This window comes from Aeromonas hydrophila subsp. hydrophila ATCC 7966 (assembly GCF_000014805.1).
GTDB lineage: Bacteria > Pseudomonadota > Gammaproteobacteria > Enterobacterales > Aeromonadaceae > Aeromonas > Aeromonas hydrophila.
This window is the reverse complement of the sequence record NC_008570.1, coordinates 425,508-449,327: the sequence shown is the minus strand read 5'-3', so window position 1 is coordinate 449,327 and position 23,820 is coordinate 425,508. Positions and strand designations below refer to the sequence as shown.

Here is a 23,820-nt window from a genome sequence, read left to right as displayed (position 1 = left end):
TGACATTCAAATCAATTGCACCATTTATTGGAGATGCCATGGACGTGCACACCGCAGCTGCCCATTCGAATACAGTCACTCCCGCTTCCCCCCAGGCCAGACTGGAGGCCATCGACCAGCTGATGGCACGGCTCGAGCTTGCGCCAGACGGCTTGATTCTGGATGCCAACCCCCGTTTTCTCGCCATCATGGGATATCAGCTGGCCGAGCTCAAGGGTCAGCACTACAGCATGCTGCTCCCCGCGGAAGCGGAAGAATCCGCCGAAGAGGTCGCCCGTTGGCAGGCGCTGCGGACGGGGCAGGTACAGGAGGGAGAGTTTCATCGGCTCGATCGCCAGGGCCGGGACATATGGCTGCGAGGCAGTTGCAGCCCCCAGCTGGATGAACAGGGCGCGCTGATCCAGGTCATCGAATACAGCATGGATCTGACCGAGCAGAAGCAGCTGAACGCCAACTTCGAGGGGCAGCTCAACGCCCTCAGCCGGGTCATGGGCAAGGTGGAGTTTTCACTGGATGGCATCATCCTCGATGCCAATGCCCGCTTCCTGGAGACGGTGGGCTATCAGCTGGAGGAGCTGAAGGGCCAGCACCACCGGCTGCTGGTCGATCCTGACTACGCCCAGTCGGCCGACTATCGTAGCTTCTGGGAAACCCTGCGCCGCGGTGAATTCCTGGCGGGAGAGTTCTGCCGACTCGGCAAGCAGGGTGAAGAGATCTGGATCCAGGGCTCCTACAACCCGGTGCTGGATCTCACCGGCAAGCCCAGCAAGATCGTCAAGTTTGCCACCGACATCACGGCCCAGGTGGCGCAGCATCGCCAACTCAAGCGCGCCATGGAGGAGGCCGAAGAAGCCGCCAGGGTGCGTGAGGAGCTGCACAAGTCGCTGCAGGAGATGTCGACCCCGGTCACCCCCATCTGGGACGGGATCCTGCTGCTGCCGCTGGTGGGGATCATCGATTCCATGCGCACCGCCGACGTGATGAACAAGTCGCTCACCAAGATTGCCGAGACCCGGGCCCGGGTCTTCGTACTGGACATCGCCGGGGTCGCCACCGTGGATACCGGCGTCGCCAATCAGCTGATCAAGATCACCAAGGCGACCCAGTTCATGGGGTGCGAGGCCATCATCTCCGGCGTCTCTCCAGCCATCGCCCGCACCATGGTGGAGCTGGGGGTCTCTGTCGGCGACATCCGTACCACGGCGACCCTGCGGGATGCCTTCGAGATCGCCCTCAAGCGGGTCGGATCCACCCTCTAGGAGAGATGCATGCTGCTCAACAATGATCTGGGCATCGCCGACGTGGCCGACTGCATCGTGGTCAGCATGCGCCCCGACCTCGGTGACGAGGGCATGCAGCAACTGATGCAGGCCCTTTCCCAGCGGCTGATGCTGGGCCGCCAGCACGCGGTACTGCTCGACTTCTCCGGGGTCATGCTGCTCGATCACCACGAATTCAGGCAGGTACGCAAACTGGCCGAGGTGTGTCGCCTGCTCGGTGCCGTCTGCCTGCTGGTGGGACTCAATGCAGGGATCGCGGCCTTCCTGGCGCTGGCCGATGCCGAGCCCGGGCCGCTGCGCTGCTTTCTCGACATGGACGATGCCTTCGCCCATGTTCGCACGACGCTCAAGGATGAGGAGTAGCGCAGCATGCAGTTGGAACAGAGCGTGCTAGAGGCCAGCTACCCGCTGCGCCACGACATCGACCTGCACCTGACGGTGATGGCGGTACGCCGCCTTCCCTTCATCGCCAACCTGTCCGAGGTGGACCGTGCCATGCTCTCCACCGTGGTCTCCGAGCTTGGCAGCAACATCCTGAAATACGCCGAGCGGGGGGAGATCACCCTCACCCTCCACCATCCCAGAGGACGCCCCTGCATCGACATCGTCGCCCGCGATCAGGGCCCCGGCATTGGGGACGTGCATCAGGCCATGCAGGATCACTACAGCACCTCGGGCACCCTGGGCCTGGGCCTGCCCGGCGTGCGCCGCATGATGTCGGAACTCACCATCAGCACCCCGCCGGAAGGGGGGACTCTGGTGCAGGCCCGCAAGTGGCTGGGCGCGGCGCCCCTGGTATCCAGGCCAATCGCCCCCCTCGCCAGTGCCGGCCAGCTGCACGCCGGCCTGCAACTGGCATGGGCCAGCGAAAACCGCCCCTGCTATCCGGAACGGGTCTCCGGCGATCTGGCCTTCATCCGGCCGGGGCCGGAGGGGGTGTCGCTGATCCTGATCGACGTGAGCGGCCACGGCGCCTCGGCCAACAAGCTGGTCCAGGTGCTGGAAGCGGCGCTGCAGCAAACCCACGAGCAGGAGCCGGCCCGCCTGTTGCAACTGCTGCACCAACACTGCATCGGCACCCGGGGCGCCGCCGCTGGCGTGGCCCTGGTCAACGGCGAACGGGGCGAGCTGAGCTATGCCGGCATCGGCAATACCCGCATCTGCCTGCGTGGCCGCGAGCCCTGGCGCGGCATCTCCCGCGATGGGGTGCTGGGAGAGCGCTTTCCCACCCCCCTGCTGCAGCGCCAGCCACTCGTTGCGGGGGACGTGGTAATGCTCTATTCGGACGGTATCAGCGAATCCCTCAACCTGCGCGACGGTGCGCTGGATCTGGCCGCCGAGCCCGCCCAGCTGGCACGCCAGGTGATCGCCCACAGTGGCCGCAGCACCGACGATGCCAGCTGCATCGTGCTGCGCGTGCTGGCAGGGGAGGAGGACTAGATGCGGCAACTGATCGGCGAAACCCTGCTGTCAGGCCCGGCGGCGGCACTCACCGCCCGGCGCAAGGTGATTCAGGTACTCACCTGCCTCGACAGAAGCCCCACCTTCGTGGCACCGCTGGCGGGCGCCACCTCCGAGCTGGTACGCCAGCTGGTGGCGAACGCTGAGCCGCTGCAACTGCAGGTGTGGCTGGAACCGCACGCGCAGGAGTTGTGGCTATCGCTCTCCGCTAATGCCCCTATTTCCCCCGAGCCGGACGGCCGCCATTCACGTGGCATCCGGCTGGTAGCACACGCGGACAACGCCATCGCCCTGGTCTACCGCCTGCCCCGCTGGCCCGATGAACCGCTGCTGCAACAGATGCAGCGGCAGTTCGCCGAACCGACCCGGGACGAGCTGTTTGCGGTGATGCAGGCCAAGAACCAGGAGCTGGAAGTGGCCTATGAGCTGGCGGAGGGCGCGACCCGGGCCAAGAGCGATTTTCTCGCCAACATGAGCCACGAGATCCGCACCCCCATGAACGCCATCCTTGGCATGTCCCATCTCGCCCTGCAGACCCGGCTCGATCCGCAGCAGTTCGACTATGTCAGCAAGATCCAGCGCTCGGCCCAGCATCTGCTCGGCATCATCAACGACATCCTCGACTTCTCCAAGATCGAGGCAGGCAAACTGGATCTGGAGCGGATCGAATTCGATCTCGACCATGTGCTGGAGAATCTGGCCACCCTGGTGGGCGAAAAGGCAGAGGCCAAAGGCATAGAGCTGCTGTTCGAGGTCGATCACCAGCTCGACACCCTGCTCTATGGCGATCCCCTTCGCCTCGGCCAGATCCTGATCAACTACGCCAACAACGCGGTCAAGTTCACCGAGCAGGGGGAGATCCTGGTCAAGGTCAGCTGCCTGGAGAAACAACCCCAGGAGGTGTTGCTGCACTGCTCGGTACAGGACACCGGGATCGGCATGAGCCAGGAGCAGCAGCAGCGGCTGTTCCAGTCATTCCAGCAGGCAGACAGCTCCACCACCCGCAAGTACGGCGGCACCGGCCTCGGCCTCGCCATCTCCCGCAAGCTGGCGGAGCTGATGGGCGGCGAGGTGGGGGTACAGAGCGAGCCAGGCCGGGGCAGCACCTTCTGGTTTACCGCCCGACTCGGTAGGGGCAGACGCAGATCCCGCTATCTGCCAAGCCTGGATCTGCGCGGGCGCCGCATGCTGGTGGCCGACGACAGTGCCAGCGCCCGTACCATCATGGCCGCCCTGCTACGCAGCATGAGCTTTGTGGTGGACACCGCCGAATCTGGCCAGCAGGCACTGCAGATGATCGCCGGCGCCGAGCAGGAGGGGCAGCCCTACGAAGTGGTATTGCTGGACTGGCACATGCCGGGGCTGGATGGCATCGAGACCGGTCGCCGCCTCATCGCCCGCGGCATGGGCCAGCGTCCCTACCGGGTCATGGTGACCGGCTACGGGCGGGAGGAGGTCTTTCGCCAGGCCGATACCGCCGGCTTTGATCGGGTGCTGGTCAAGCCGGTATGCGCCTCCGTGCTGTTCGACACCGTCATCGGCCTGTTTGGTCAGCAAGCAAGCCCCCTCACCTTCAAACCACCCCAGGCGACCCATCACTACCGCTTCGACGGACTCAGGATCCTGCTGGCGGAAGACAACGAGCTCAATCAGCAAGTAGCGCTGGAGCTGCTGCGGGCGGTCGGCGCCGATGTCAGCATCGCCGGCAATGGTGCCATCGCGCTGGAGATGGTGGCCCAGACCCACTACGACCTGATCCTGATGGACATGCAGATGCCGGTGATGGATGGCCTGGCCGCCACCCGGCTGTTGCGCGAGCGGGAAGACGTCGGACAACACACCCCGATCCTGGCGATGACGGCCAACGTCATGGCCGGTGATCGCGAACGCTGCCTCGCTGCCGGGATGGACGATCACATCGCCAAGCCCATCGACCCCGACAGGCTGTATGCGGCCCTGCAGCGCTGGGCCACCTCCTTCAGCCGCGAGGTCAGCAGCAGACTCACTGCCTCGCGCGCATCCCCCGCCACCGCCTTGCTGCCACAGTTGCGGGCGCTCGGCCTCAACGCCGAAACCGCCCTGCAACGCTTGATGCACAACTGGGAGTGGTATCGGGATCTGCTGCAACGCTTCGCCCGCCAAGGGAGTCAGCCGATGGAAACCCTGCTGGCCGCCCTGCAGGCGAATGACCGGGAAGAAGCGCATCGACAGGCCCATACCCTAAAGGGCATAGCCGCAACGCTGGGGGCCGGGTCGCTGCAGGAGCTCTCGGCCCGGCTGGAGAGCGCCCTCGCCCGGGGAGACGACGCCGCCAGCCTGCTGCCGCTGGCCGAGCTGGGGTTGCAACAGCAGCAGCAACTGGCCGCCGGCCTGCTGACGCTGCTGCCGGCCCCTGCCGCCGCCGGCCTGCCGGAAGCAACTCCTGCCGAGTTGGCGCCCCTGCTGCATCAGCTGACCGGGCTGCTGCTGGAAGACGATGCAGAAGCCTTCATCCTGTTCCAGCGCAATCAGGCCAGGCTCGCCCCTTTGCTGGGCGAGGCGGCACCGGCCATGCACGATGCCATGACCCGTTTTCGCTTCGCCGATGCCCTGGCACATCTGCAACAAGTCCGGGCCCTCAGGCCCGATCTGTTCAACCAAGAGTGAGGCCACCATCATGCTCAACTTGCTGGATCCCGATACCAAACCCACCCTGCTGGTGGTCGATGACACACCGGAGAACCTCTCCCTGCTCAGCGCCCTGCTCAGCCCCCACTACCGGGTCAAGGTCGCCATCAGCGGCCAGCGGGCGCTGGAGATCCTCTCGGCCGGCACCCGGGTGGACCTGATCCTGCTCGACGTGGTGATGCCCCAGATGGATGGCTATCAGGTGATGCAGGCACTGCAGGAGATGCCGCAGGCGCGGGAGATCCCGGTGATCTTCCTGACCGCCAAGGTGGAGGAGAGTGCGGAGGCACACGGCCTGGCGCTGGGGGCTGTCGACTACATCCACAAACCGATCACCCCCGCCATCGTGCTGGCCCGGGTCAGAAACCACCTGGAGCTGAAAGCCGCGCGGGATCTGCTGCACGACCAGAACGCCTTTCTGGAGCAGGAGGTGGAGCGGCGCACCCGGGAGAACGAACTGATCCAGAACATCACCATCCACTCCCTCGCCTCGCTTGCCGAAACCCGCGACAACGAGACCGGCAACCATATCTTGCGCACCCAGCACTATGTGCGGCTGCTGGCGGAAACCCTCTGCGAGCACCCCCGCTTTCGTGCCGAGCTGACCCCCAAGACCATCGATCTGCTGTTCAAATCGGCCCCGCTGCACGACATCGGCAAGGTCGGTGTGCCGGACCGGATCCTGCTCAAACCCGGCAAGCTGGATGCGGACGAGTTTGCCCAGATGAAGCACCACTCCATTCTCGGCAAGGAGGCCATCGTCCATGCCGAGGAGGCGCTGGGGGTGGAGGTGGAGTTTCTGCGGCTGGCCAAGGAGATCGCCTGCTACCACCACGAGAAGTGGGACGGCACCGGCTACCCCTATGGCTTGATCGGTGACGAGATCCCCCTCTCGGCCCGCTTGATGGCGCTGGCCGACGTGTACGACGCCCTCATCAGCAAGCGCTGCTACAAGGCCGCCATGTCCCACCAGGAGGTGGTGCCCATCATACTGGCGGGGCGGGGCAATCACTTTGACCCCGACATCACGGACGCCTTTGCCCGCATCCACCAGCAGTTCCACGAGATCGCCCTGCGCTACAACGACGACAAGGGCGAACGGGAGTCCAACCGCGACTAGATGGTGGCGGGCAGCAGGTCGGTGAAGACGAAGCCGTCCCGCTCCACCGTCTCCCCCACCCGGATGGCCAGCGGCCGCTGGAACATGGGGCCGTCCCAGGCCAGGGTATGAAACTCGCCGTTCTCCCCGCAGGGGTCCACTCCGGCGGGCAGGGCCGCCAGCAAGGCCCCATCAAACTCATGCCCGCCGAGGGTGGCAGGCAGCTTGCGCGGATCCAGGGTGCTGATCCTGGCCCTGAGCCCTGCCGCCATCATCTCGCCAGCCAGCTCGTCGGTCTTGCTGCCCCACAGCGGAAACAGCGGCGTGATCCCGGTCCCCGCCAGTTGCCGCTCCCGATAGGCACGCACATCCTCGAGGAAGAGATCGCCAAACGCCATGTGGCGGATCCCCTGCGCCACCACGTCCGCGATGAAGTCGGTCATGATGCGGGCGTAATCTTCATTGCTGCAGGGCCAGGGCAGGTCGATGGTGGTCAGCGGCAAGCCCACGCACTCGGCCTGTGCCAGCAGCAACTGCTTGCGCACTCCGTGCATGGCCACCCGTTCGAACGCCTGGTTGAGGGTGGTGAACAGTCCCACCACCTCGATGGCCGGATCCTGCCGCAGTGCGTGCAGCGCCCAGGCGCTGTCCTTGCCGCTGCTCCAGGAGAGCAGCACCTTGGTCTTCATATGATTTCTCCAGCTATCTTGAGGTCGGAGCCGGCAAGGCGCCGGCCATCGTCCTGATTATTCGTCCGGGCGAGGAGCCCGGCGCTTGAGCGTGTCGCTCCGTCTCGCTGCACTAAAAAGCTGCAAGACAGTGTTGCGAATTGTGCGATTTACATCACGGGATGCAAAAGCATACCCTCGGTAATGAGCGTGTCCCCTGCAAGGATGGGGGAGCAATAACTAAAAAAACGATGGGAAACATAAGGATATGACGACAGTCACACCAGCTTACGACCACAGCCGTCCCCTCAACCGACAGGATTACAAGACCCTGAGCCTGGCCGCCCTCGGCGGTGCCCTCGAGTTTTACGACTTTATCATCTTCGTCTTCTTCGCCGTGGTGATCGGCGAGCTGTTCTTCCCGGCCGACATTCCCGAGTGGCTGCGCCAGTTCCAGACCTTCGGCATCTTCGCCGCCGGCTATCTGGCCCGCCCGCTGGGGGGCATCATCATGGCCCACTTCGGCGATCTCATCGGCCGCAAGCGGATGTTTACCCTCAGCATACTACTGATGGCGCTGCCGACCCTGCTGATCGGCCTGCTGCCCACCTACGCCACCCTCGGCATCGCCGCGCCCCTGCTGTTGCTGCTGTTGCGGATCCTGCAAGGGGCCGCCATCGGCGGTGAAGTACCCGGTGCCTGGGTGTTCGTGGCAGAGCACGTGCCCGCCCGCCGGGTCGGTGTTGCCTGCGGCACCCTCACCGCCGGGTTGACGGCCGGCATCCTGCTCGGCTCCCTGGTGGCCACCGCCATCAACCGCGGCATGAGCCCGAGCGAGGTAAGCGACTGGGGCTGGCGGCTGGCCTTCGTGCTCGGCGGAGCATTCGGCATCGTCGCCATGTACCTGCGCCGCTGGCTGCACGAGACCCCGGTCTTTGCCGAGATGCAGGCCAACAAGGCGCTGGCGGAAGAGCTGCCGCTCAAGACGGTGCTGCGCAGCCACAAGGGCAGCGTCGTGGTCTCCATGCTGCTCACCTGGCTGCTCTCAGCCGGCATAGTGGTGGTGATCTTGATGACCCCCACCTACCTGCAGAAGGTGCACGGCATCAGCCCGGCCGATGCGCTGACCGCCAACTCGCTGGCCATTCTGGCGCTCACCTTCGGCTGCATCGTCTATGGCCGGCTGATCGACGCCCTCGGCAGCGGCCCCACCTTCATGCTGGGCTCCTTGCTGCTGGCCGGCGCCAGCTACGCCTTCTATCACGGGCTGGCGACCGACACCAGCCAGCTGGTGCCGCTCTATGCGCTGGCCGGTTTCTCGGTGGGGATCGTCGGTGCCGTGCCCTACGTCATGGTCAACGCCTTCCCGGCGGTGGTGCGCTTCTCCGGGCTGTCGTTCTCCTACAACGTGGCCTACGCCATCTTCGGCGGCCTGACGCCCATGCTGGTCACGCTCTGGATGAAGGAGGACGTGCTGGCCCCCTCCCACTACGTGGTCAGTCTGGCTGCGCTCGGCTTCGTGCTCGGTCTGCTGCTCTGGCTGCAACAGCGCAGCCAGCGCCAGAGCGCGCCGCAGGCCGCCTGAACCATTCCGAGCCCCGCCCAGTGCGGGGCTTTTTCATATGGCTGGTGTTCAGCCAGGCCGACATAAGATAGCCTCCCTCTCGGGCCCATCGACGGCCCGGGACACTCCTCCACCCTAGTCATCCGAGGTTCATGATGTTCTTTCAGGTCGTATTTCTCGCCTTGCTGGCCCTGCTGCCCATGGTCAACCCGCCCACCACGGCCACCCTGTTGCTGGGGCTGAGCAAGGGCATGTCGCGCGAGCACGTGCGCCGCCAGATCAACCTGGCCGCCATCTATCTGTTCTGCACCCTCTGCGTCAGCTTCTTCATCGGCTCCTCCATCCTGGATCTGTTCGGGATCTCCATTCCCGGCCTGCGCCTGGCCGGCGGCCTCATCATCGCCTTCATCGGCTTTCGCATGCTGTTCCCGGCACCGAGCCAGGCGGCCGGGGTCGACATCAACCAGAGCATCGCCTTCGTGCCGCTCACCATGCCCAGCATGTGCGGGCCGGGCACTATGGCGCTGGTGATCAGCGGCGCCGCCCAGATCGCCGAGCTGCCGGACGAATACAACCGCTTCACCATCTATGCCGCCATGGTCACCGCCTTCGCCCTGATGAGCCTGCTCAGCTGGGGGGTGCTCAAGCTGGCGGATCCGGTCTGCAAGATCCTCGGCGCCACTGGCATCGATGCCATGACCCGGATCATGGGCTTCTTGCTGGTTTGCATGGGTATGCAGTTCTGCATCAATGGCATCAAGGAAGTGGCGCAGGATCCGGTGTTCCACGGTGCGCCGGCGGCACAAACGGCCCCCGCGTTGCCACACGTATCCGGCGCCCTTGATCAATTGCCGGACCCGCGCCAGCCCTGACTGAAAACGGTGTCATAAAAGCGCAGGAATCGTCGCTGATCTTGCGCCTGATCATGTTGTTGACACATAAATGAGTTAGTGTGTTTTTCATACAGATTCGATTCAGAGAGTGCTTGGTAAGTTTATGGATGGACACCCACTCACTTCAGGAGATGTGCAAATGGAAAAGATGCTGACCGAGATTGGAAGCTACAGCCTGTTTCATGAATATCTGAACGTGGTCGGTGCCGCCAGCCCCGCTCTGACCCGGATCAAGAGCCGGTGGGAGTACAAGCAGAGCGATCGTCTGGTTGCCCAGATCAGGGTCGATCAACAAGGCAACGCGCGCTTCTTCATCGACGCCCGCGCCATTTCGGTCAACTGACCGAGCCCCGTATCTGCAGCCCCGGCCCTTGCCGGGGCTTTTTATTGGCTGACGCTCACCCCTCCTCGGCGTAATCAGCACCACCCAGCTCCCCCCATGGATATCACCGTGTAGGAATTTTCATAACTTAAAAACAAAAATAAATGGAATAATTAATTATGCGACATTGATCTCATCATAGAAATCAAAAATCGATAATCATGCCTGTCATCAAGAGGGATGTTTTACGCCGGGAGTGGCGATGACCTTAAGCAGAGGAAACGATGACCATTGACCTATCAAGCATGATTACCGAGACCCGCAACCCGGCCAGCGTCGAGATCGACCAGTTGCCGACCCTGGAGATGCTGCGCGTCATCAATCAGGAGGATCAGCAGGTCGCGCTGGCGGTCAGCCAGTTGCTGCCCGAGATCACCCGGGCGGTCGATGCCATCGCGGCAGCGTTCGGCAAGGGAGGCCGGCTGGTCTACATCGGCGCCGGCACCTCGGGCCGGCTCGGTATCCTGGATGCCAGCGAATGCCCGCCGACCTACGGCGTCTCTGCCGAGCAGGTGGTCGGCCTGATTGCCGGCGGCCACAAGGCCATCTTGCAGGCGGTCGAAAACGCCGAAGATGACGCCGAACTCGGCGCCCAGGATCTGAAAAACATCCAGTTCTGCGCCAACGACGTACTGGTGGGCATCGCCGCCAGCGGCAGAACCCCCTACGTACTGGGCGCCATGGCCCACGCCAGAGCGGTGGGCGCTACGGTCTGCAGCATCAGCTGCAACCCGGGCAGCCCGCTGGCCCAGGCGGCCGACATCAGCATGGTAGCGGTGGTCGGCCCCGAGATCGTCACCGGCTCCTCCCGCATGAAGGCGGGCACCGCGCAGAAGCTGATCCTCAACATGCTCTCCACCGGTGCCATGATCCGCACCGGCAAGGTCTACGGCAACCTGATGGTGGACGTGGAAGCCACCAACGCCAAGCTGGTGGAGCGGCAAAAGCGCATCGTGATGGAGGCCACCGACTGCGAGCGCGCCGTGGCAGAGCGGGCGCTGGCGCAGGCGGACAACCACTGCAAGACCGCCATCGTGATGATCTTGGCGGGACTCACGGCCGACGAAGCCCGCACCCGCCTGCAAAGCAGCAACGGCTTCATCAGCCAGTGCACCCACTGATCGGCCAACCGCACATTGGCCGGGCCAGGGACGGCAATACCACAACAAGAACGGGGTGCCCAGGCACCCTCATGACACAACAGACTGACTGGGTTCTTTATGGCAAAAATAACTGACACCATGGTTGGCCAGCTCATCCAGGCCATCGGTGGTCGCGACAACATCACCCACTGCGGCCACTGCATGACCCGGCTGCGGCTAAGCCTGGCCGACAGCCTGCATGCCGACCGGGATACCATCAAGCGCATCGCCGGCGTGATGGGGGTCATCGAGAGCGACGACCAGTTCCAGATCGTGCTGGGGCCGGGCAAGGCCCAGACCGCCTGCGAGCTGATGAACGGCATGCTGAGCGCGGGGCTCGGCGCACTGGAAGCGCCTACCGCCCAATCCGCCGATCTGGGCGAGATCGCCGCCGCCAAGAAACAGGCGCTGAAGCAGAAACAGACCAGTGCGGCTCACCGCTTCCTGGCCAAGTTTGCCACCATCTTCACTCCGCTGATCCCCGGCTTCATCGCCGCCGGCCTGCTGCTCGGCTTCGCCACCCTGATCGAGCAGACCCTGCTGCTGGAAGGCCAGCAGGCGGGCGGCATGTTGGCCGAATTCGTCGGCTACATGAAGCTGTTCAGCAAGGGCTTGTTCAGCTTCCTCAGCATCCTCATCGGCTACAACGCCCAGAAGGCGTTCGGCGGCTCCGGGGTCAATGGTGCCATCCTCGCCTCGCTGTTCGTCATGGGCTATGACCCGCAGGCCACCAGCGGCATCTATGCCGGGGTCAGCGACTTCTTCGGCCACCAGATAGATCCGCGCGGCAACATCATCGGGGTGCTAATCGCCTGCATCATCGGCGCCTCGGTGGAGCGTCAGGTACGCCGCTTCATACCCGACAGCCTCGACATGATCCTCACCTCCGGCATCACCTTGCTGATCATGGGGGCCGTCACCTTCGTCCTGATCATGCCCCTCGGCGTGCAGCTCTACAACGGCATGTCCTGGCTCTTCATCCACCTCAACGGCAATCCGTTCGGCACCGCCATTCTGGCCGGCCTGTTCCTCATCTCGGTGATGTTCGGCATCCACCAGGGGTTTGTGCCCGTCTACTTCGCACTGATGGATGCCCAGGGCTTCAACTCCCTGTTCCCCATCCTGGCGCTGGCAGGGGCCGGCCAGGTCGGCGCAGCCCTGGCGCTCTACAGCCGCGCCGGCAAGGACTCCCTGCTGCGCACCCAGGTCAAGGGCACCATCATTCCCGGCATCCTGGGGGTGGGCGAGCCGCTCATCTACGGCGTCACCCTGCCGCGGGTCAAACCCTTCATCACCGCCTGCTGCGGTGGCGCCCTCGGCGGCTTCCTGGTCGGCCTCATCTCCTGGCTGGGCCTGCCGGTCGGTCTCAATACCGTGTTCGGTCCCTCCGGCATCGTCGCACTGCCGCTGATGACCTCGGCCCAGGGGATCTTCCCCGGCATGCTGGTCTACGCCGCCGGCCTCGCCGTCGCCTACCTCGGCGGCTACCTCATCACCCTGATGTTCGGCTGCAAGAACGTCGATCTGAGTTAATCCCCCCTCCGGATTTATCGCCAAGGTCTGGCCCCGAGCAATCGGGGTCACGGCCAAACTCACCCCGGCTCTGGCACAGAGCCCTCACAGGAAAGACAACAATGAAACAGTCCATGCTTGCCCTGGCCATTCCTGCCCTGCTTGCCGTCGGTACGGCGCAGGCCGCCGTCATCTATCAGGCCGATGACGGCTCCAACGTCGATCTCTACGGTCGCCTCGGCTTCAACATCTCGGACAAGAAGAGCGGCAACGATCAGGGCGACTTCGACGGCCGCATCGGCTTCACCGCCCGCCAGACCGTCAACGAGCAGGTGGCCGTGATCGGCATGGCCCAGTACCAGGTCAATGCCGCCGAATACGCCAACAACGTGCAGAAGAACAGCAGCGATCTCACCGCCCGTTACGTCTGGGCCGGGCTCGATGGCGGCCAGTGGGGCAAGCTGACCGGTGGCCGGGTCTCCTCCGGGCTCATCATGTTCACCGACATCGGCGACGTGTTTGCCGCCTCCGATGTCTCCATGGCGCGCCAGGCCAGCAAGGTGGACTCCACCGCGGTACAGGTGTTCCGTCAGGACGGCACCCTGCAATACCAGAACACCCTCGGCAATCTGGACTTGTCGCTGGCCTACATCCTCGGCAACGGCACCTCGGATCTCGACTACGGCTACAACGGCGCCCTGCGCTACACCTTCGATCTCGGAGCGGCGGGCAAGCTGGCGCCAGTCATCGCCTACCAGCAGAGCAAGGCGGCCCAGACCGGTGCCAGCAAGGTCGACCCCAACGCCGACGAGTACCGCTTCAGCGGTATCGGTACCCGTTACACCCTGGGCCCGCTGATGCTGGGCGCCCTCTATGCCAAGGATCAGGTGAGCTATCGCAACGGCCAGGCGGACAGCGAAGACAAAGTGTGGGAGCTGACCGCGGTCTACGACATCAACCAGAAGTGGGCCGCCCGCGCCGGCTACCGCCACCTCGACAACGACGGAGGAGACGGCATGAGCCTGCGCGACACCACCCTGGAGCTGCAGTACAAGCTCACTCCGCGCTCCTCCCTCTACAGCGCCTACGTATTCCGGGGCGGTGAAGACGGGCTGGCCGGCAGCACGGTCACCAGTTTTGGCGGCAGCAGCAACAGCGAGGATTTCTACCACCTCGGCCTGCGCTACGAGTTCTGATCCCCTGCCGGCCAGTCGGCCGGCTTTTTGCTTTCTGCTGGAGCCCCCCATGATCCACCTCCCACTGCTCACCACCCTGCTGCTGTTGCTGGCCCTGCCGACCCAGGCCGCCCGGCTGGAGCTGGCAGACAACCTCACCCTGCTGGCCTCATCCCGGGGCAAGGCCTCCCCCTTCGAGCGAGCCCTCACGCTGCCCGCCGGCGAGACCCGGCTGCTGGTGCGCTTCGACAGCCCACTCGATCCCGGCTCCACCAACGAGAGCCAGGGACGCGTCCGCTCCGCCCCGCTGCTGCTGACCCTGACTCTGCCGGCCAGCGGCACCCTGCGGCTGGTCACCCCGCCGCTGCCCACCCCGCAGGCCATTCGCCGCTTTGCGGCCAGCCCGGCACTGCAGCTGGCGACCGCTGACGGCACCCGCCCCTTGCTGACCACTGCCCTGCCACGCAGCCAGGACAGCCTGCTGACTGACTATCAGGCACTACTGGCCCGTTACGACGGGTCGGCCAGCGCAGCCACCGCCCTGCCAGCCGTCACGCCAGTCCTGCCCGCAGCTACCCCGGGCGCCGTGCCCGTCGACCCTGAACTGCAACGGCGCTACCTTGCCGCCGACGAGGCCCAGCGCAAGGCCTTCCTGCGCTGGGCCCTCGCCCTCTGAGCCGGCACTGGCCCATAAAAAAACCACCCGCAAGCGGGTGGTTTTTTCTATCGGCAGGTCTCGGCGTCTGTTGCAGCCGGGCCCGCCTCACTCCTTGTTGAGCCGGTCGATGGCACCACGGGTGCCGTCGATCAGCGCCCAGGCCTCGTCACGGCGCTGCACCAGGCCGAGGAACAGGATGTCGGTGATGGTGTTCTGGGCAGTGCGCGACGAGATGGAGGAGATGCGCAGCTCGTTCTCGTCGGCCACCGTGTCCAGCACCATGTCGGCCATCTGCCGCAGAGGGGTGTTGCGAAACGAGGTGACCGCGATCAGGGTGGCGCCGTTGCGCTTGGCCAGCTCCGCCGCCGCCAGCACATCCCGGCTGGCGCCGGAATAGGAGACCACCAGCTGCACGTCCCCCGGTCCCAGGGTCTGGGCGATGGAGATCTGCACGTGGCTGTCCTGGGCGAACAGGGTGGTGACCCCGATCTTGAGCAGCTTGTACCAGAGATCCTTGGCGGTCAGCGCCGAGCCACCGATCCCCACCAGCTGGACCCGGCCAGCCTGGTTGATGACGTCGAGCACCCGCGCCAAAGTGGCGTTGTCGAGGGCCTGGGTGGTCTCCACGATGGAGTTGATCTTCTCCTGGGCCAGCTTCTTGGCCATGGTCTCCAGATCGTCGTCGCGGCCGATGCCGTTGTAGAGATCCCCTACGTTGTCGGTCTTGATGGCGTGCTTGCGCCCCAGATCCTCGCTGACCGCCAGCTTGAAGGCGGTGAAGCCCTTGAACCCGATCTTCTGGGTGAACTTCACTATGCTCGACTGGCTGACGTCAGCCTGCTGGGCCAGCTCCTGGGAGGAGAAGTGGGTCACCTGCTCCGGGCAAGCCAGGATGTAATCGGCGATCTTGAGCTCGCTGGGGGAGAGCTGACTGCGGATATTGGAAATTTTCGACAGGGTAAGCATGGGTTCTCTCTGCTGCTTGTTCTGCGGCGCCCTTACTGGGTGCCGCCCACGGTGAGCTGATCCAGCTTGAGGGTGGGTTGGCCGACACCGACCGGCACGCTCTGCCCCTCCTTGCCACAGACCCCGACCCCGCGATCCAGCGCGAGATCCTTGCCCACCATGGAAACCTGGCTCATCGCCTCGGGGCCGTTGCCGATCAGGGTCGCCCCCTTGATGGGCGCGGTGATCTTGCCATCCTCGATGAGGTAGGCCTCGGAGGCGGAGAAGACGAACTTGCCGGAGGTGATATCCACCTGACCACCGCCGAAGTTGGGGGCGTAGATCCCCTTCTTCACCGAGGCGATGATCTCGGCCGGATCATACTGACCCGCCAGCATGTAGGTGTTGGTCATGCGCGGCATCGGTAGGGCGGCGTAGGATTCGCGGCGGCCGTTGCCGGTGAGCGGCACGCCCATCAGGCGGGCGTTCTGCTTGTCCTGCAGGTAACCCTTGAGGATGCCGTTCTCGATCAGCACGTTGTAACCGCCCGGCGTCCCCTCATCGTCGATGGAGACGGAGCCGCGCCGACCCGGCAGGGTGCCGTCATCGACGATGGTGCAGTGTTTGGAAGCCACCTGCTCGCCGATGCGACCGGCAAAGGCAGACGACCCCTTGCGGTTGAAATCCCCCTCCAGACCGTGGCCCACCGCCTCGTGCAGCAGCACGCCGGGCCAGCCGGCACCAAGCACCACCGGCATGGTGCCGGCCGGTGCGTCGATGGCGTCAAGGTTGACCAGCGCCTGGCGCACCGCCTCGCGCACATAGCCAAACGCCCGGCTCTCCAGTCCGTCCAACTCAAGGAAATAGTCGTATCCGAAGCGGCCACCACCACCGGCACTGCCGCGTTCGCGACGATCGCCCTTTTCGGCGATGACGGTCACCGAGAGGCGCACCAGCGGGCGCACGTCGGCGGCCAGGGTGCCATCGGTGGCGGCCACCAGTACCTCTTCATAGACGCCGCTGATGGAGGCCATTACCTGATTGATGGCGGGATCCAGACTTCTGGCAAACTTGTCCATCTGCTCCAGCAGGGCGATCTTCTGCTGCTTGTCGAGGGTCTGCAGCGGATCCAGCGCCGGGTAGAGCAGGTTTGCTTCGGTGCGAGCCCACGCCTTCACCTTGCCCTGCGCACCGGCAGCTGCGATGCCACGGGCGGCGGTCACCGACTGTTGCAGTGCCAGCAGGCTCAGTTCGTCCGAGTAGGCGAAGCCGGTCTTCTCGCCGCTGACGGCGCGCACCCCGACCCCCTGATCGATGTTGTAACTGCCATCCTTGACGATACCGTCCTCCAGCATCCAGGACTCGTGCCAGCTGCGCTGGAAATAGAGGTCGCCGAACTCCACCTGATGGCTCATCAGGCTGCCGAGCAGCTGCTGCAGCCGCCCTTCGTCGAGGTCGTGGGGGGCCAACAGGGAGGCACTAACCTGGCTCAATAGACTCAATCTTTCTCTCCACTCTCGATGCGAGATGTCGTAACGGTTAAATCCCAGACCGTGGGTTCGCTTGGCGAAACGTCAGCGGACGTCCAATCCACCATCGGGCTTGCAAGCGTCCGACTCCCCCACCACAGGGCGAATCGAACCTGCACATGTTCATAGCAGACGGGCATGGCCCAGCACCGGCATGGTGCGTTGCAGTTCGTCGACAAGACCGGGGTCCAGCGGTGCCAGCACGGTGCCGCGCCCGCTGTCCAGGCTGGCCAGCACCCGACCCCAGGGGTCGATCACCATGCTGTGACCCCAGGTCTGGCGCCCCGTCTCGTGGGTGCCGCCCTGATTGGCGGCCACCAGGTAACACTGGTTCTCGATGGCGCGGGCCCGCAGCAGCGGCTCCCAGTGCGCCTCGCCAGTCACGGCGGTGAAGGCGGCAGGCACCAGCAGCACGCGGGCACCGGCGCGGGCCAGCCGGCGGTACAGCTCGGGAAAGCGCAGATCATAACAGATCGAGAGGCCGAGGGGACCAAACGGGGAGTCCACCAGCACAGGCTCCTCACCGGGGCTGAAGGTTTCCGACTCCCGGTAACGGCCGTGATTGTCCGCCACGTCCACATCGAACAGGTGGATCTTGTGGTAGTGGCCCTTGCGCTCACCGCTGGGATCGAACACCAGGGTACTGGTGTGGATATGGTCGGAACCGGCGATGGTGGTCGGCATGGCCCCCGCCACCAGCCAGATGCCGTAATCACGGGCCCATTCGGCCAGCTGGGCCTGGATCGGCCCTGCACCGATTGCCTCGGCCCCGTCCAGATAGCCCTGCCGCTCGCCAAACAGGGCGAAATTCTCCGGCAGCAGCACCAGCAGTGGCCGCTCACTCGGCAACAGGGCCAGCTCGGCGGCGATCTGCTCCCGGTTATCCTGCCAGCGACGGCCCGATACCAGCTGTATTGCGGCTAACCACATGAGGCGCTCCTTGTCGTTGTTGCCACCGTCAGATGCTGACCGCATCGCCGGCCTGCAGGGTGTAATCCAGCACTATGATACGTTCCAGCACCGGGCGGAAGATGGCCTTGAGGGCATCGTGATCCGGGTGGGGCAGATAGCGCTGGCGGGCCGCCTCGTCGGCAAAGGTCATCAGCACGCTGTGGGTGAAGCCCTCGGCCCGCCCCTCCGGGCTGTCATCCCGCCCCCACTCCACCGCCAGCACGCCGCTGACCTGATGGGGGATGGCGAGAAAGGCGGCGCGCACCGCGTCTATCTGTGCGGGCTGGGTGCCCGGCTTGAAGGCGATCAGCAGGATATGTCGGATCATGGCTCACTCCTTGTGATGGTGCCGGGCCGCTCGTTCAGCGCTGGGCGGGCCCCGCGTGCTTGGGGGTCAGCAGGAAAGGGGTCACCTCCTGCGTTGGCAGGTTGGGGGCCACCGCGTCAACCGCCTCCTTCTGCTGCTGGTTGAGCTTGATGCGGGCCCGATCCCGTCCCGCCTCGATCAGCTTGGGATCGTCGAGCGGGCCGGAGACCCGGAAATCGATGCGGGTGACCACGTCCACCACCGGCTCCAGCAGTTTGGAGAGCGCCAGCACATAGAGCCCGGTGATCGGGGTCAGCGAGAAGGCCGCCACCACCGGCAGGGTGCCGCCCAGGTTGGGGGAGAAGCTCAACTCGTAGTCGAGCCGCCAGCGCACCAGATCGGCGATACCCTCGCCGCGCAGGTTGCCGGCCGCCCCCTTCATGTAGAAGTCGCGGTTGTCCACCACCCCCTGCTTGATCTTGGCGGAGGCCGACATGGACTCGAAGTAGAAGCCCTTGTCGAACACGTCGCGAAAATCGAGGCGCAGCTTGCGCAGCAATGAATCCAGGCTGAGCAGGGAGAGCAGTCGCGCCCCCTTGTCGTTGACCTCGCGCAGGGTGCCACCTTCCAGCTGGTAGTCTGCAGTGCCGCTCAGGGTCGGCACGTTGGGCCGATAGGGTACGTCGCGCCAGCTCAGATCCAGCGCCATCTTGCCGGGCGCATCGCCGATGGGCGAGGTGTAGCCGAGCCGCTTGAGCAGCAGCTCGCTGTTGTTGCTGCTGATGTGGGCGCGGGCGCGGGTCTGCATGCCATCCGCCCCGGCCAGCCACTCGGCGCTGCCGTTCAGCTGGCTGCCCGCCAGCCGCATCTCCAGCCCCTTGAGGCTCAGCTTGTCGGCCCCCGGGATCAGCTCCCCCTTCACCTCCCCCAGCGGCAACTCGCCGAAGCGGCAGTCCACGCAGCTGAAGGTGAGCCAGGGGATGGCATCCATGATGGCTCTGTCCTGTCTGGCATCGGGGTCCGGGCTCAGATCCGAACTCTTGCCGGACCAGTGGATGCGGGCAAATTTGGCGTCGATGGGCTGACGCTCGGATACCGGCAGGCGCACCACCCCCATCACGTCCGGGCTGTCGATCATCACCTCGGTGGCCTGATTGACCGGCCCCACGGTGAAGTGCACCGCCTTGAGGTTGGCGCTGCCGATGTCGGCGCGGGCCAGACGGCCGTCCACCCACCACTCCTGCGGCAAGAAGGAGGGGCCCACCACCGCATTGCCGCTCGGCGCCGTGCTGGCCGGCAGCCACTGCTTGAGACGGGCCAGCCAGCCAGCCACATCGGCCTGCTGCTGGTTGATGGCGAGCAGCATGGGCCGGTCGCGCAGCACCCGGGCGCCGGGCTGCCCCACGTCCACCCGCACCCGGCTGAGGTAGGGCACACCGTCGCCGTACACCAGCCGGCTCTGCATATCCACGTCGGCCCCGAGCACGGCGCGGATGTCAGCACTGCCATCGCGACCACGCGCGGTCACCTTGAGCGGCAGCCGGCTGCCGGCCGCCTTGGCGAGCGGCGCGGGCAGATCCAGCCCCATGCCCTGCAGGTTGGAGTCGAGCGCCAGCTGGAAGCTGAACGGCTGATCGCCCGGCAGGGTCAGCCCCAGGCTGCCGGCCCAGTTGCCGCGCCCCTTGAGGATGTCCAGCGCCGGGATGTCCTGACGCTGGCGGCGGCTGTCCCACTGCCCCTTGAACTTGAGATCGACCTGATAGCGATTGGGCTGCTGGCGCCCCTGATAGTCGAGGGTGAGCGGCTGGTTCCACAGGCTCGCCTTGAGGTTGCTGAAGCGGGTCTGCTCGTTGTCATACTCGAGCCGCCCCTGCACCTGCTCCAGCGGCAGATCCAGGCTGGTCACCCGCACCTTGTTGTTGCTGAACAGGGCGTCGCCGCTGGCCTTGACCTCGCTCTCGCCATCCAGCGGAATATCCAGCTTCACCGAGCCCTTCATGGGGCCGCGGATCTCCACCTCCCGCAGCGCCTGACCGACCGAGCCGCCGAGCGGCGAGTCCTGCAAGTAGTCGCTGATGGCCTTGCCCTCGCCCTCAACCTTGGCGTCCACGTAGAGGTGAGCACCCGGATAGAGGTCCGGGATCCAGGCGTGCACCGAGTCGGAGCTGGCCTTGCCGAGCTGGGTGGCGCGGCTGTTCATGTCGAGGCTGGCGTTCTGGAACAACAGATCGATCTGCAGGTCGGTAAGCGGTTGCCAACCGGGGAAGAATTCGTAGGAGGCCTGCTGCAGCGGCACCGCCACCTGGAAGATGCCCTCGCCCTTGCGGTAGGGGAAGTCACGGAACTCGCCATACCAGAGCAGGTCAGCCCCCTTGGCCTTGCCCCCCTTGATGGCCCCGCTCAGGTAATCCACCAGGCTCTTGTCCATCACCTGCAGCGGATAGTAACGATCGGCGTTGGCCGCATTCTTGACGTCGATGCGACCGGTCAGGGCGAGGAAGGGGTGCTCGAACAGATCGAGCCGAAAACGGCTGGCTAGGCTCAAGTCCGGGTTGTCCAGCACCAGATCCTGGCCATAGAGCACCCAGCCCTGCGGCACCTGCCACCAGTCGAGCCGCGCCGAGAAACGATCGATGGGGATCGGCTCCTTGAAGTGGCGGGCCGGATCTATGGCATCGTTTGCCAGTTGCAGCCGGGCGCTGCCGCCGGTCGGGGTGAGCCAGAACTCGCCGTTGAGGTCGCGCACGCCGGGCACATCGTGCCAGGCGTTGACCCGGATGTGGGACAGCTGGCCGCTGACGGAGAGCCCCTGCCAGCCGGCATCCGCCTGCAGGATCAGATCCTGGATCTTGCCGGTCGGGCGGGTGCGCTTGAGGGTCTCGGTCAGCTCGGGATAGATCCCCGACACCAGCTGGCTCAGGTTGGCGATCTGGTCCAGATCGATGGCCGGCACATAACCCTGGATGCGATCGCCGACCCGCTCGAGCTGCAGCCGGCTGTGCAGCCAGGGCTTGCCGTCGAGCTTGAAGGTGACGTCGTGGCTGGCAAACTGCCACTCCTTGCCGTCCCGGCGCAGCTGGATCTTGCCCCCCTGCAGCCCGAGCCGGTGCAGGTCACCCTGTTTTTCATCCTGCCAGATCAGATAGTTGTCGCCAAACGCCAGCAGCGAATCCCCCAGCTGGCCGGCCTTGAACTCGCTCCAGAGCTGAAAGTCGAGCTGGCCGCTCACCTTGGGCTCCCCTGAGTGGGTGCGGGCCAGCATGGGGCTGATGTCGAGCTGGCGGGCCCCCAGATAGAGCTGGCCCTTGAGTCGATCGAGCCGCACCTGGGGGGCATCCACGTCGACGATGAGGTCGAGGGTACTCTCGCCCACCCCGTTGATGAGATAGGCCTTACCGACCCCCTGATGGCGTTTGCCGCGGTTCTGCCAGCGCAGCTGGGCGATGTCGAGGGCGCGCACCTCCCCCAGCGCCGTGGTGAGGCTGAGACGGGTGTCGTGAATATCGAAGGTGGAGAGCTGAGTCAGCAGAAAGCGCAGCAGGGCCTGCTGCTGGTCGCTGCCGTTGCCGGTTTCCGGCTCCGCGGGCTGGCCTAGATCCAGCGCGATGTCGCCATCGCTCAGGATCAACTGGCCAAACACCGGCTTGAGTTCGTTGAGGGAGCGCCAGAAGTCGAGGTGGGCCCACACCTTGCCAAGACGCAGGGCGAAGCGACCCGAATTCGGCGCGATCACCAGTTGCTGCAGTTCGAGGGCCGGGCCGAGCTGAGTCCAGTCCAGCCCGATGCGATCGACGCTGGCCTCCAGCTTGCTGTCGGCCAGCAGGGTATTGAGCAGCGCCTGCCGGTGCTGATTGAGCAAGGGGCCGCCAAAGCGCACCAGGCTGACCAGGATGGCCAGCAGCACGAAGAAGACCCCGAGGGCCAACCAGCCCCGACTCAGCCAGCGATAGACCAATTACATCATCACCACGTCGAACTGCTCCTGCCCGCAGAGGGGCTCGCTCACCACCCTGACCTGCTTGCCGATGAACACTTCCAGTTCGGCCAGACTGTGAGACTCCTCGCCCCGCAGGTAGTCGGCCACCGCCGGTGCGGCGTAGACGGTGAACTGATCCGCGTCGTAAGCCCGGTTGACCCGGATGATCTCCCGCAGGATCTCGAAGCAGACCGACTCCACCGTCTTGACTCGACCGCGCCCCTTGCACTCGGGGCACTCGGAGCAGAGCACGTGCTCCAGGCTCTCGCGGGTGCGCTTGCGGGTCATCTCCACCAGGCCGAGCTGGGAGAAGCCGTTGACGTTGGTCTTGGCGCGGTCCTTCGACAGCGCCTGCTCCAGGCTGTGCAGCACCCGCCGGCGGTGATCCTCCGACTGCATGTCGATGAAGTCGATGATGATGATGCCGCCGAGGTTGCGCAGGCGCAGGTGGCGGGCGATGGCCGCCGTCGCCTCGACGTTGGTGTTGAAGATGGTCTCTTCCAGGTTACGATGGCCGACGAAGGCCCCGGTGTTGATGTCCACCGTGGTCATGGCTTCGGTCTGGTCGATGATGAGGTAGCCGCCGGATTTGAGCTCTACCTTGCGCTCCAGCGCGCGCTGGATCTCGTTCTCCACGTCGTAGAGATCGAAGATCGGCGACTCGCCGGAGTAGTACTCCAGCTTGTTGGCCAGCTCAGGCACGTACTCCTCGGTGAAGCGCTTGAGCTGATCGAAGCTCTGGCGCGAGTCGACCCGGATCTTGTCGAGCTCAGCCCCGACGAAGTCGCGTACCACCCGAAAGGCCAGGCTGGGATCCTCGTAGAGGATCTTGCAGGGGGGGTACTTCTGCTTGCGCTCCAGGATCTTGCGCCACAGGCGCTTCAAGAAAGCGGCATCCTGCTCCAGCTCCTGCTCACCCACCCCTTCGGCAGCGGTGCGGATGATGTAGCCACCCAGCTCGTCCACATAGCCGGCCACGGTGCGCTTGAGGCGCTCGCGCTCCGCCTCGGACTCGATGCGCTGGGAGACGCCGACGTGGGCACTGCCCGGCATGAACACCAGATAGCGGGACGGCAGGGTGATATCGGTGGTAAGGCGGGCGCCCTTGGTGCCCAGCGGATCTTTCACCACCTGCACCATGATGTCCTGCCCCTGGCGCACCAGCTCGGCGATGTTGCCAGCCTGGAACTGCTCTTTCTCCTTCACCGCCACGCACTCGGTGTGCGGCACTATGTCGGAGGCGTGCAGGAAGGCCGCCTTGTCCATGCCGATATCGACGAAAGCCGCCTGCATGCCGGGCAGCACCCGGCTGATCTTGCCTTTGTAGATGTTGCCCACGATGCCGCGCTTGGCCTGACGCTCCACGTGCACTTCCTGCAGCAGACCGTTCTCGACCAGGGCAACCCGGGTTTCGGAGGGGGTGACGTTTACCAGCAGTTCTACCGACATAAGTTACCTTGCCTTTCTAGTTTTAAATTCTGGCAGCCAAACCGGCACGTGCCCGGTGAGTAACGCAGTAAGAAACAGCCGGTGCATGTCACCGACCTATGCCTTGCCTGTGATGGCTTCAAATTCTGATCGCCTTGCTGCGAGCGGTTCGCGGAACCGGCA

19 protein-coding genes are annotated in these 23,820 nt (G+C 64.9%); 12 read left to right on the top strand and 7 right to left on the bottom strand.

The genetic code is table 11. The features are described from left to right. The first annotated feature begins 38 nt into the window (after positions 1-38). The 5 genes from AHA_RS02110 to AHA_RS02090 are packed head-to-tail and all read left to right on the top strand — an operon-like array spanning position 39 to position 6,528. Positions 39-1,259, top strand: coding sequence for a PAS domain-containing protein (locus tag AHA_RS02110; protein WP_164927518.1), 1,221 nt, complete (start codon positions 39-41; stop codon positions 1,257-1,259). Positions 1,260-1,268: 9 nt separating this feature from the next. Beyond that, positions 1,269-1,643: an STAS domain-containing protein gene (locus AHA_RS02105; RefSeq protein WP_011704395.1), complete on the top strand. Its 375-nt coding sequence runs from the start codon at positions 1,269-1,271 to the stop codon at positions 1,641-1,643. Between the two features lie 6 nt (positions 1,644-1,649). Next, complete coding sequence (locus AHA_RS02100) at positions 1,650-2,720, top strand: ATP-binding SpoIIE family protein phosphatase (RefSeq protein WP_011704394.1); 1,071 nt, start codon at positions 1,650-1,652, stop codon at positions 2,718-2,720. Continuing rightward, positions 2,721-5,387 (top strand): response regulator, encoded by a 2,667-nt coding sequence (locus AHA_RS02095; protein WP_011704393.1) that lies wholly within the window; start codon positions 2,721-2,723, stop codon positions 5,385-5,387. It abuts the gene before it with no gap. Beyond that, entirely contained in the window at positions 5,326-6,528 is a 1,203-nt protein-coding gene (locus AHA_RS02090; protein WP_011704392.1) for an HD-GYP domain-containing protein, read from the top strand. The genes AHA_RS02095 and AHA_RS02090 overlap by 62 nt, the downstream gene beginning before the upstream one ends. Here the strand turns inward: AHA_RS02090 and AHA_RS02085 are convergent. Next, the gene (locus AHA_RS02085) at positions 6,525-7,196 is read right to left on the bottom strand and encodes a Dph6-related ATP pyrophosphatase (protein WP_011704391.1); all 672 of its coding nucleotides are present in this window, start codon (positions 7,194-7,196) and stop codon (positions 6,525-6,527) included. The two genes, AHA_RS02090 and AHA_RS02085, sit on opposite strands and share 4 nt — an antisense overlap. A 247-nt stretch (positions 7,197-7,443) precedes the next feature. On the opposite strand from AHA_RS02085, the gene AHA_RS02080 reads away from it, so the two are divergent. From AHA_RS02080 to AHA_RS02050, 7 genes are all read left to right on the top strand, one after another. Continuing rightward, a complete protein-coding gene (locus AHA_RS02080; protein WP_011704390.1) occupies positions 7,444-8,760 on the top strand; it encodes an MFS transporter in 1,317 nt (438 codons plus the stop codon). A gap of 134 nt (positions 8,761-8,894) precedes the next feature. Then, positions 8,895-9,611, top strand: a complete 717-nt coding sequence (locus AHA_RS02075; protein WP_016349179.1) for a MarC family NAAT transporter — start codon at positions 8,895-8,897, stop codon at positions 9,609-9,611. A gap of 160 nt (positions 9,612-9,771) precedes the next feature. Further along, on the top strand, positions 9,772-9,975 hold the full coding sequence (locus AHA_RS02070; RefSeq protein ID WP_005308127.1) for a hypothetical protein: 204 nt from the start codon (positions 9,772-9,774) through the stop codon (positions 9,973-9,975). A 263-nt stretch (positions 9,976-10,238) separates the two neighbouring features. Beyond that, a complete protein-coding gene (murQ, locus tag AHA_RS02065) occupies positions 10,239-11,135 on the top strand; it encodes an N-acetylmuramic acid 6-phosphate etherase (RefSeq protein WP_011704387.1) in 897 nt (298 codons plus the stop codon). Between the two features lie 99 nt (positions 11,136-11,234). Then, positions 11,235-12,689: a PTS N-acetylmuramic acid transporter subunit IIBC gene (gene murP, locus AHA_RS02060; protein ID WP_011704386.1), complete on the top strand. Its 1,455-nt coding sequence runs from the start codon at positions 11,235-11,237 to the stop codon at positions 12,687-12,689. Between the two features lie 101 nt (positions 12,690-12,790). Then, positions 12,791-13,864, top strand: a complete 1,074-nt coding sequence (locus AHA_RS02055; RefSeq protein ID WP_011704385.1) for a porin — start codon at positions 12,791-12,793, stop codon at positions 13,862-13,864. A 49-nt stretch (positions 13,865-13,913) separates the two neighbouring features. After that, complete coding sequence (locus AHA_RS02050; protein ID WP_011704384.1) at positions 13,914-14,519, top strand: DUF2057 domain-containing protein; 606 nt, start codon at positions 13,914-13,916, stop codon at positions 14,517-14,519. Between the two features lie 87 nt (positions 14,520-14,606). On the opposite strand, the gene AHA_RS02045 is transcribed toward AHA_RS02050, so the two are convergent. The 6 genes from AHA_RS02045 to rng all read right to left on the bottom strand — a co-directional run bounded on the left by AHA_RS02045 (position 14,607) and on the right by rng (position 23,658). Further along, the gene (locus AHA_RS02045; RefSeq protein ID WP_011704383.1) at positions 14,607-15,467 is read right to left on the bottom strand and encodes an SIS domain-containing protein; all 861 of its coding nucleotides are present in this window, start codon (positions 15,465-15,467) and stop codon (positions 14,607-14,609) included. 32 nt (positions 15,468-15,499) lie between these two features. Continuing rightward, positions 15,500-16,948: a metalloprotease TldD gene (gene tldD, locus AHA_RS02040; RefSeq protein WP_016349174.1), complete on the bottom strand. Its 1,449-nt coding sequence runs from the start codon at positions 16,946-16,948 to the stop codon at positions 15,500-15,502. A gap of 150 nt (positions 16,949-17,098) precedes the next feature. Next, complete coding sequence (locus AHA_RS02035; protein WP_011704381.1) at positions 17,099-17,905, bottom strand: carbon-nitrogen hydrolase family protein; 807 nt, start codon at positions 17,903-17,905, stop codon at positions 17,099-17,101. A gap of 28 nt (positions 17,906-17,933) precedes the next feature. Next, a complete protein-coding gene (locus AHA_RS02030) occupies positions 17,934-18,254 on the bottom strand; it encodes a Dabb family protein (protein ID WP_011704380.1) in 321 nt (106 codons plus the stop codon). A gap of 34 nt (positions 18,255-18,288) precedes the next feature. Beyond that, positions 18,289-22,188 (bottom strand): YhdP family protein, encoded by a 3,900-nt coding sequence (locus AHA_RS02025; RefSeq protein ID WP_164927517.1) that lies wholly within the window; start codon positions 22,186-22,188, stop codon positions 18,289-18,291. Further along, positions 22,189-23,658, bottom strand: a complete 1,470-nt coding sequence (gene rng, locus AHA_RS02020; protein WP_011704378.1) for a ribonuclease G — start codon at positions 23,656-23,658, stop codon at positions 22,189-22,191. Positions 23,659-23,820 lie beyond the last annotated feature (162 nt).

Coding starts and splice junctions, on each gene's coding strand:
- AHA_RS02110 (WP_164927518.1), top strand. CDS start 39: ATGGACGTGCACACCGCAGCTGCCCATTCGAATACAGTCACTCCCGCT.
- AHA_RS02105 (WP_011704395.1), top strand. CDS start 1,269: ATGCTGCTCAACAATGATCTGGGCATCGCCGACGTGGCCGACTGCATC.
- AHA_RS02100 (WP_011704394.1), top strand. CDS start 1,650: ATGCAGTTGGAACAGAGCGTGCTAGAGGCCAGCTACCCGCTGCGCCAC.
- AHA_RS02095 (WP_011704393.1), top strand. CDS start 2,721: ATGCGGCAACTGATCGGCGAAACCCTGCTGTCAGGCCCGGCGGCGGCA.
- AHA_RS02090 (WP_011704392.1), top strand. CDS start 5,326: ATGCCCTGGCACATCTGCAACAAGTCCGGGCCCTCAGGCCCGATCTGT.
- AHA_RS02085 (WP_011704391.1), bottom strand. CDS start 7,196: ATGAAGACCAAGGTGCTGCTCTCCTGGAGCAGCGGCAAGGACAGCGCC.
- AHA_RS02080 (WP_011704390.1), top strand. CDS start 7,444: ATGACGACAGTCACACCAGCTTACGACCACAGCCGTCCCCTCAACCGA.
- AHA_RS02075 (WP_016349179.1), top strand. CDS start 8,895: ATGTTCTTTCAGGTCGTATTTCTCGCCTTGCTGGCCCTGCTGCCCATG.
- AHA_RS02070 (WP_005308127.1), top strand. CDS start 9,772: ATGGAAAAGATGCTGACCGAGATTGGAAGCTACAGCCTGTTTCATGAA.
- murQ (WP_011704387.1), top strand. CDS start 10,239: ATGACCATTGACCTATCAAGCATGATTACCGAGACCCGCAACCCGGCC.
- murP (WP_011704386.1), top strand. CDS start 11,235: ATGGCAAAAATAACTGACACCATGGTTGGCCAGCTCATCCAGGCCATC.
- AHA_RS02055 (WP_011704385.1), top strand. CDS start 12,791: ATGAAACAGTCCATGCTTGCCCTGGCCATTCCTGCCCTGCTTGCCGTC.
- AHA_RS02050 (WP_011704384.1), top strand. CDS start 13,914: ATGATCCACCTCCCACTGCTCACCACCCTGCTGCTGTTGCTGGCCCTG.
- AHA_RS02045 (WP_011704383.1), bottom strand. CDS start 15,467: ATGCTTACCCTGTCGAAAATTTCCAATATCCGCAGTCAGCTCTCCCCC.
- AHA_RS02035 (WP_011704381.1), bottom strand. CDS start 17,905: ATGTGGTTAGCCGCAATACAGCTGGTATCGGGCCGTCGCTGGCAGGAT.
- AHA_RS02030 (WP_011704380.1), bottom strand. CDS start 18,254: ATGATCCGACATATCCTGCTGATCGCCTTCAAGCCGGGCACCCAGCCC.
- rng (WP_011704378.1), bottom strand. CDS start 23,658: ATGTCGGTAGAACTGCTGGTAAACGTCACCCCCTCCGAAACCCGGGTT.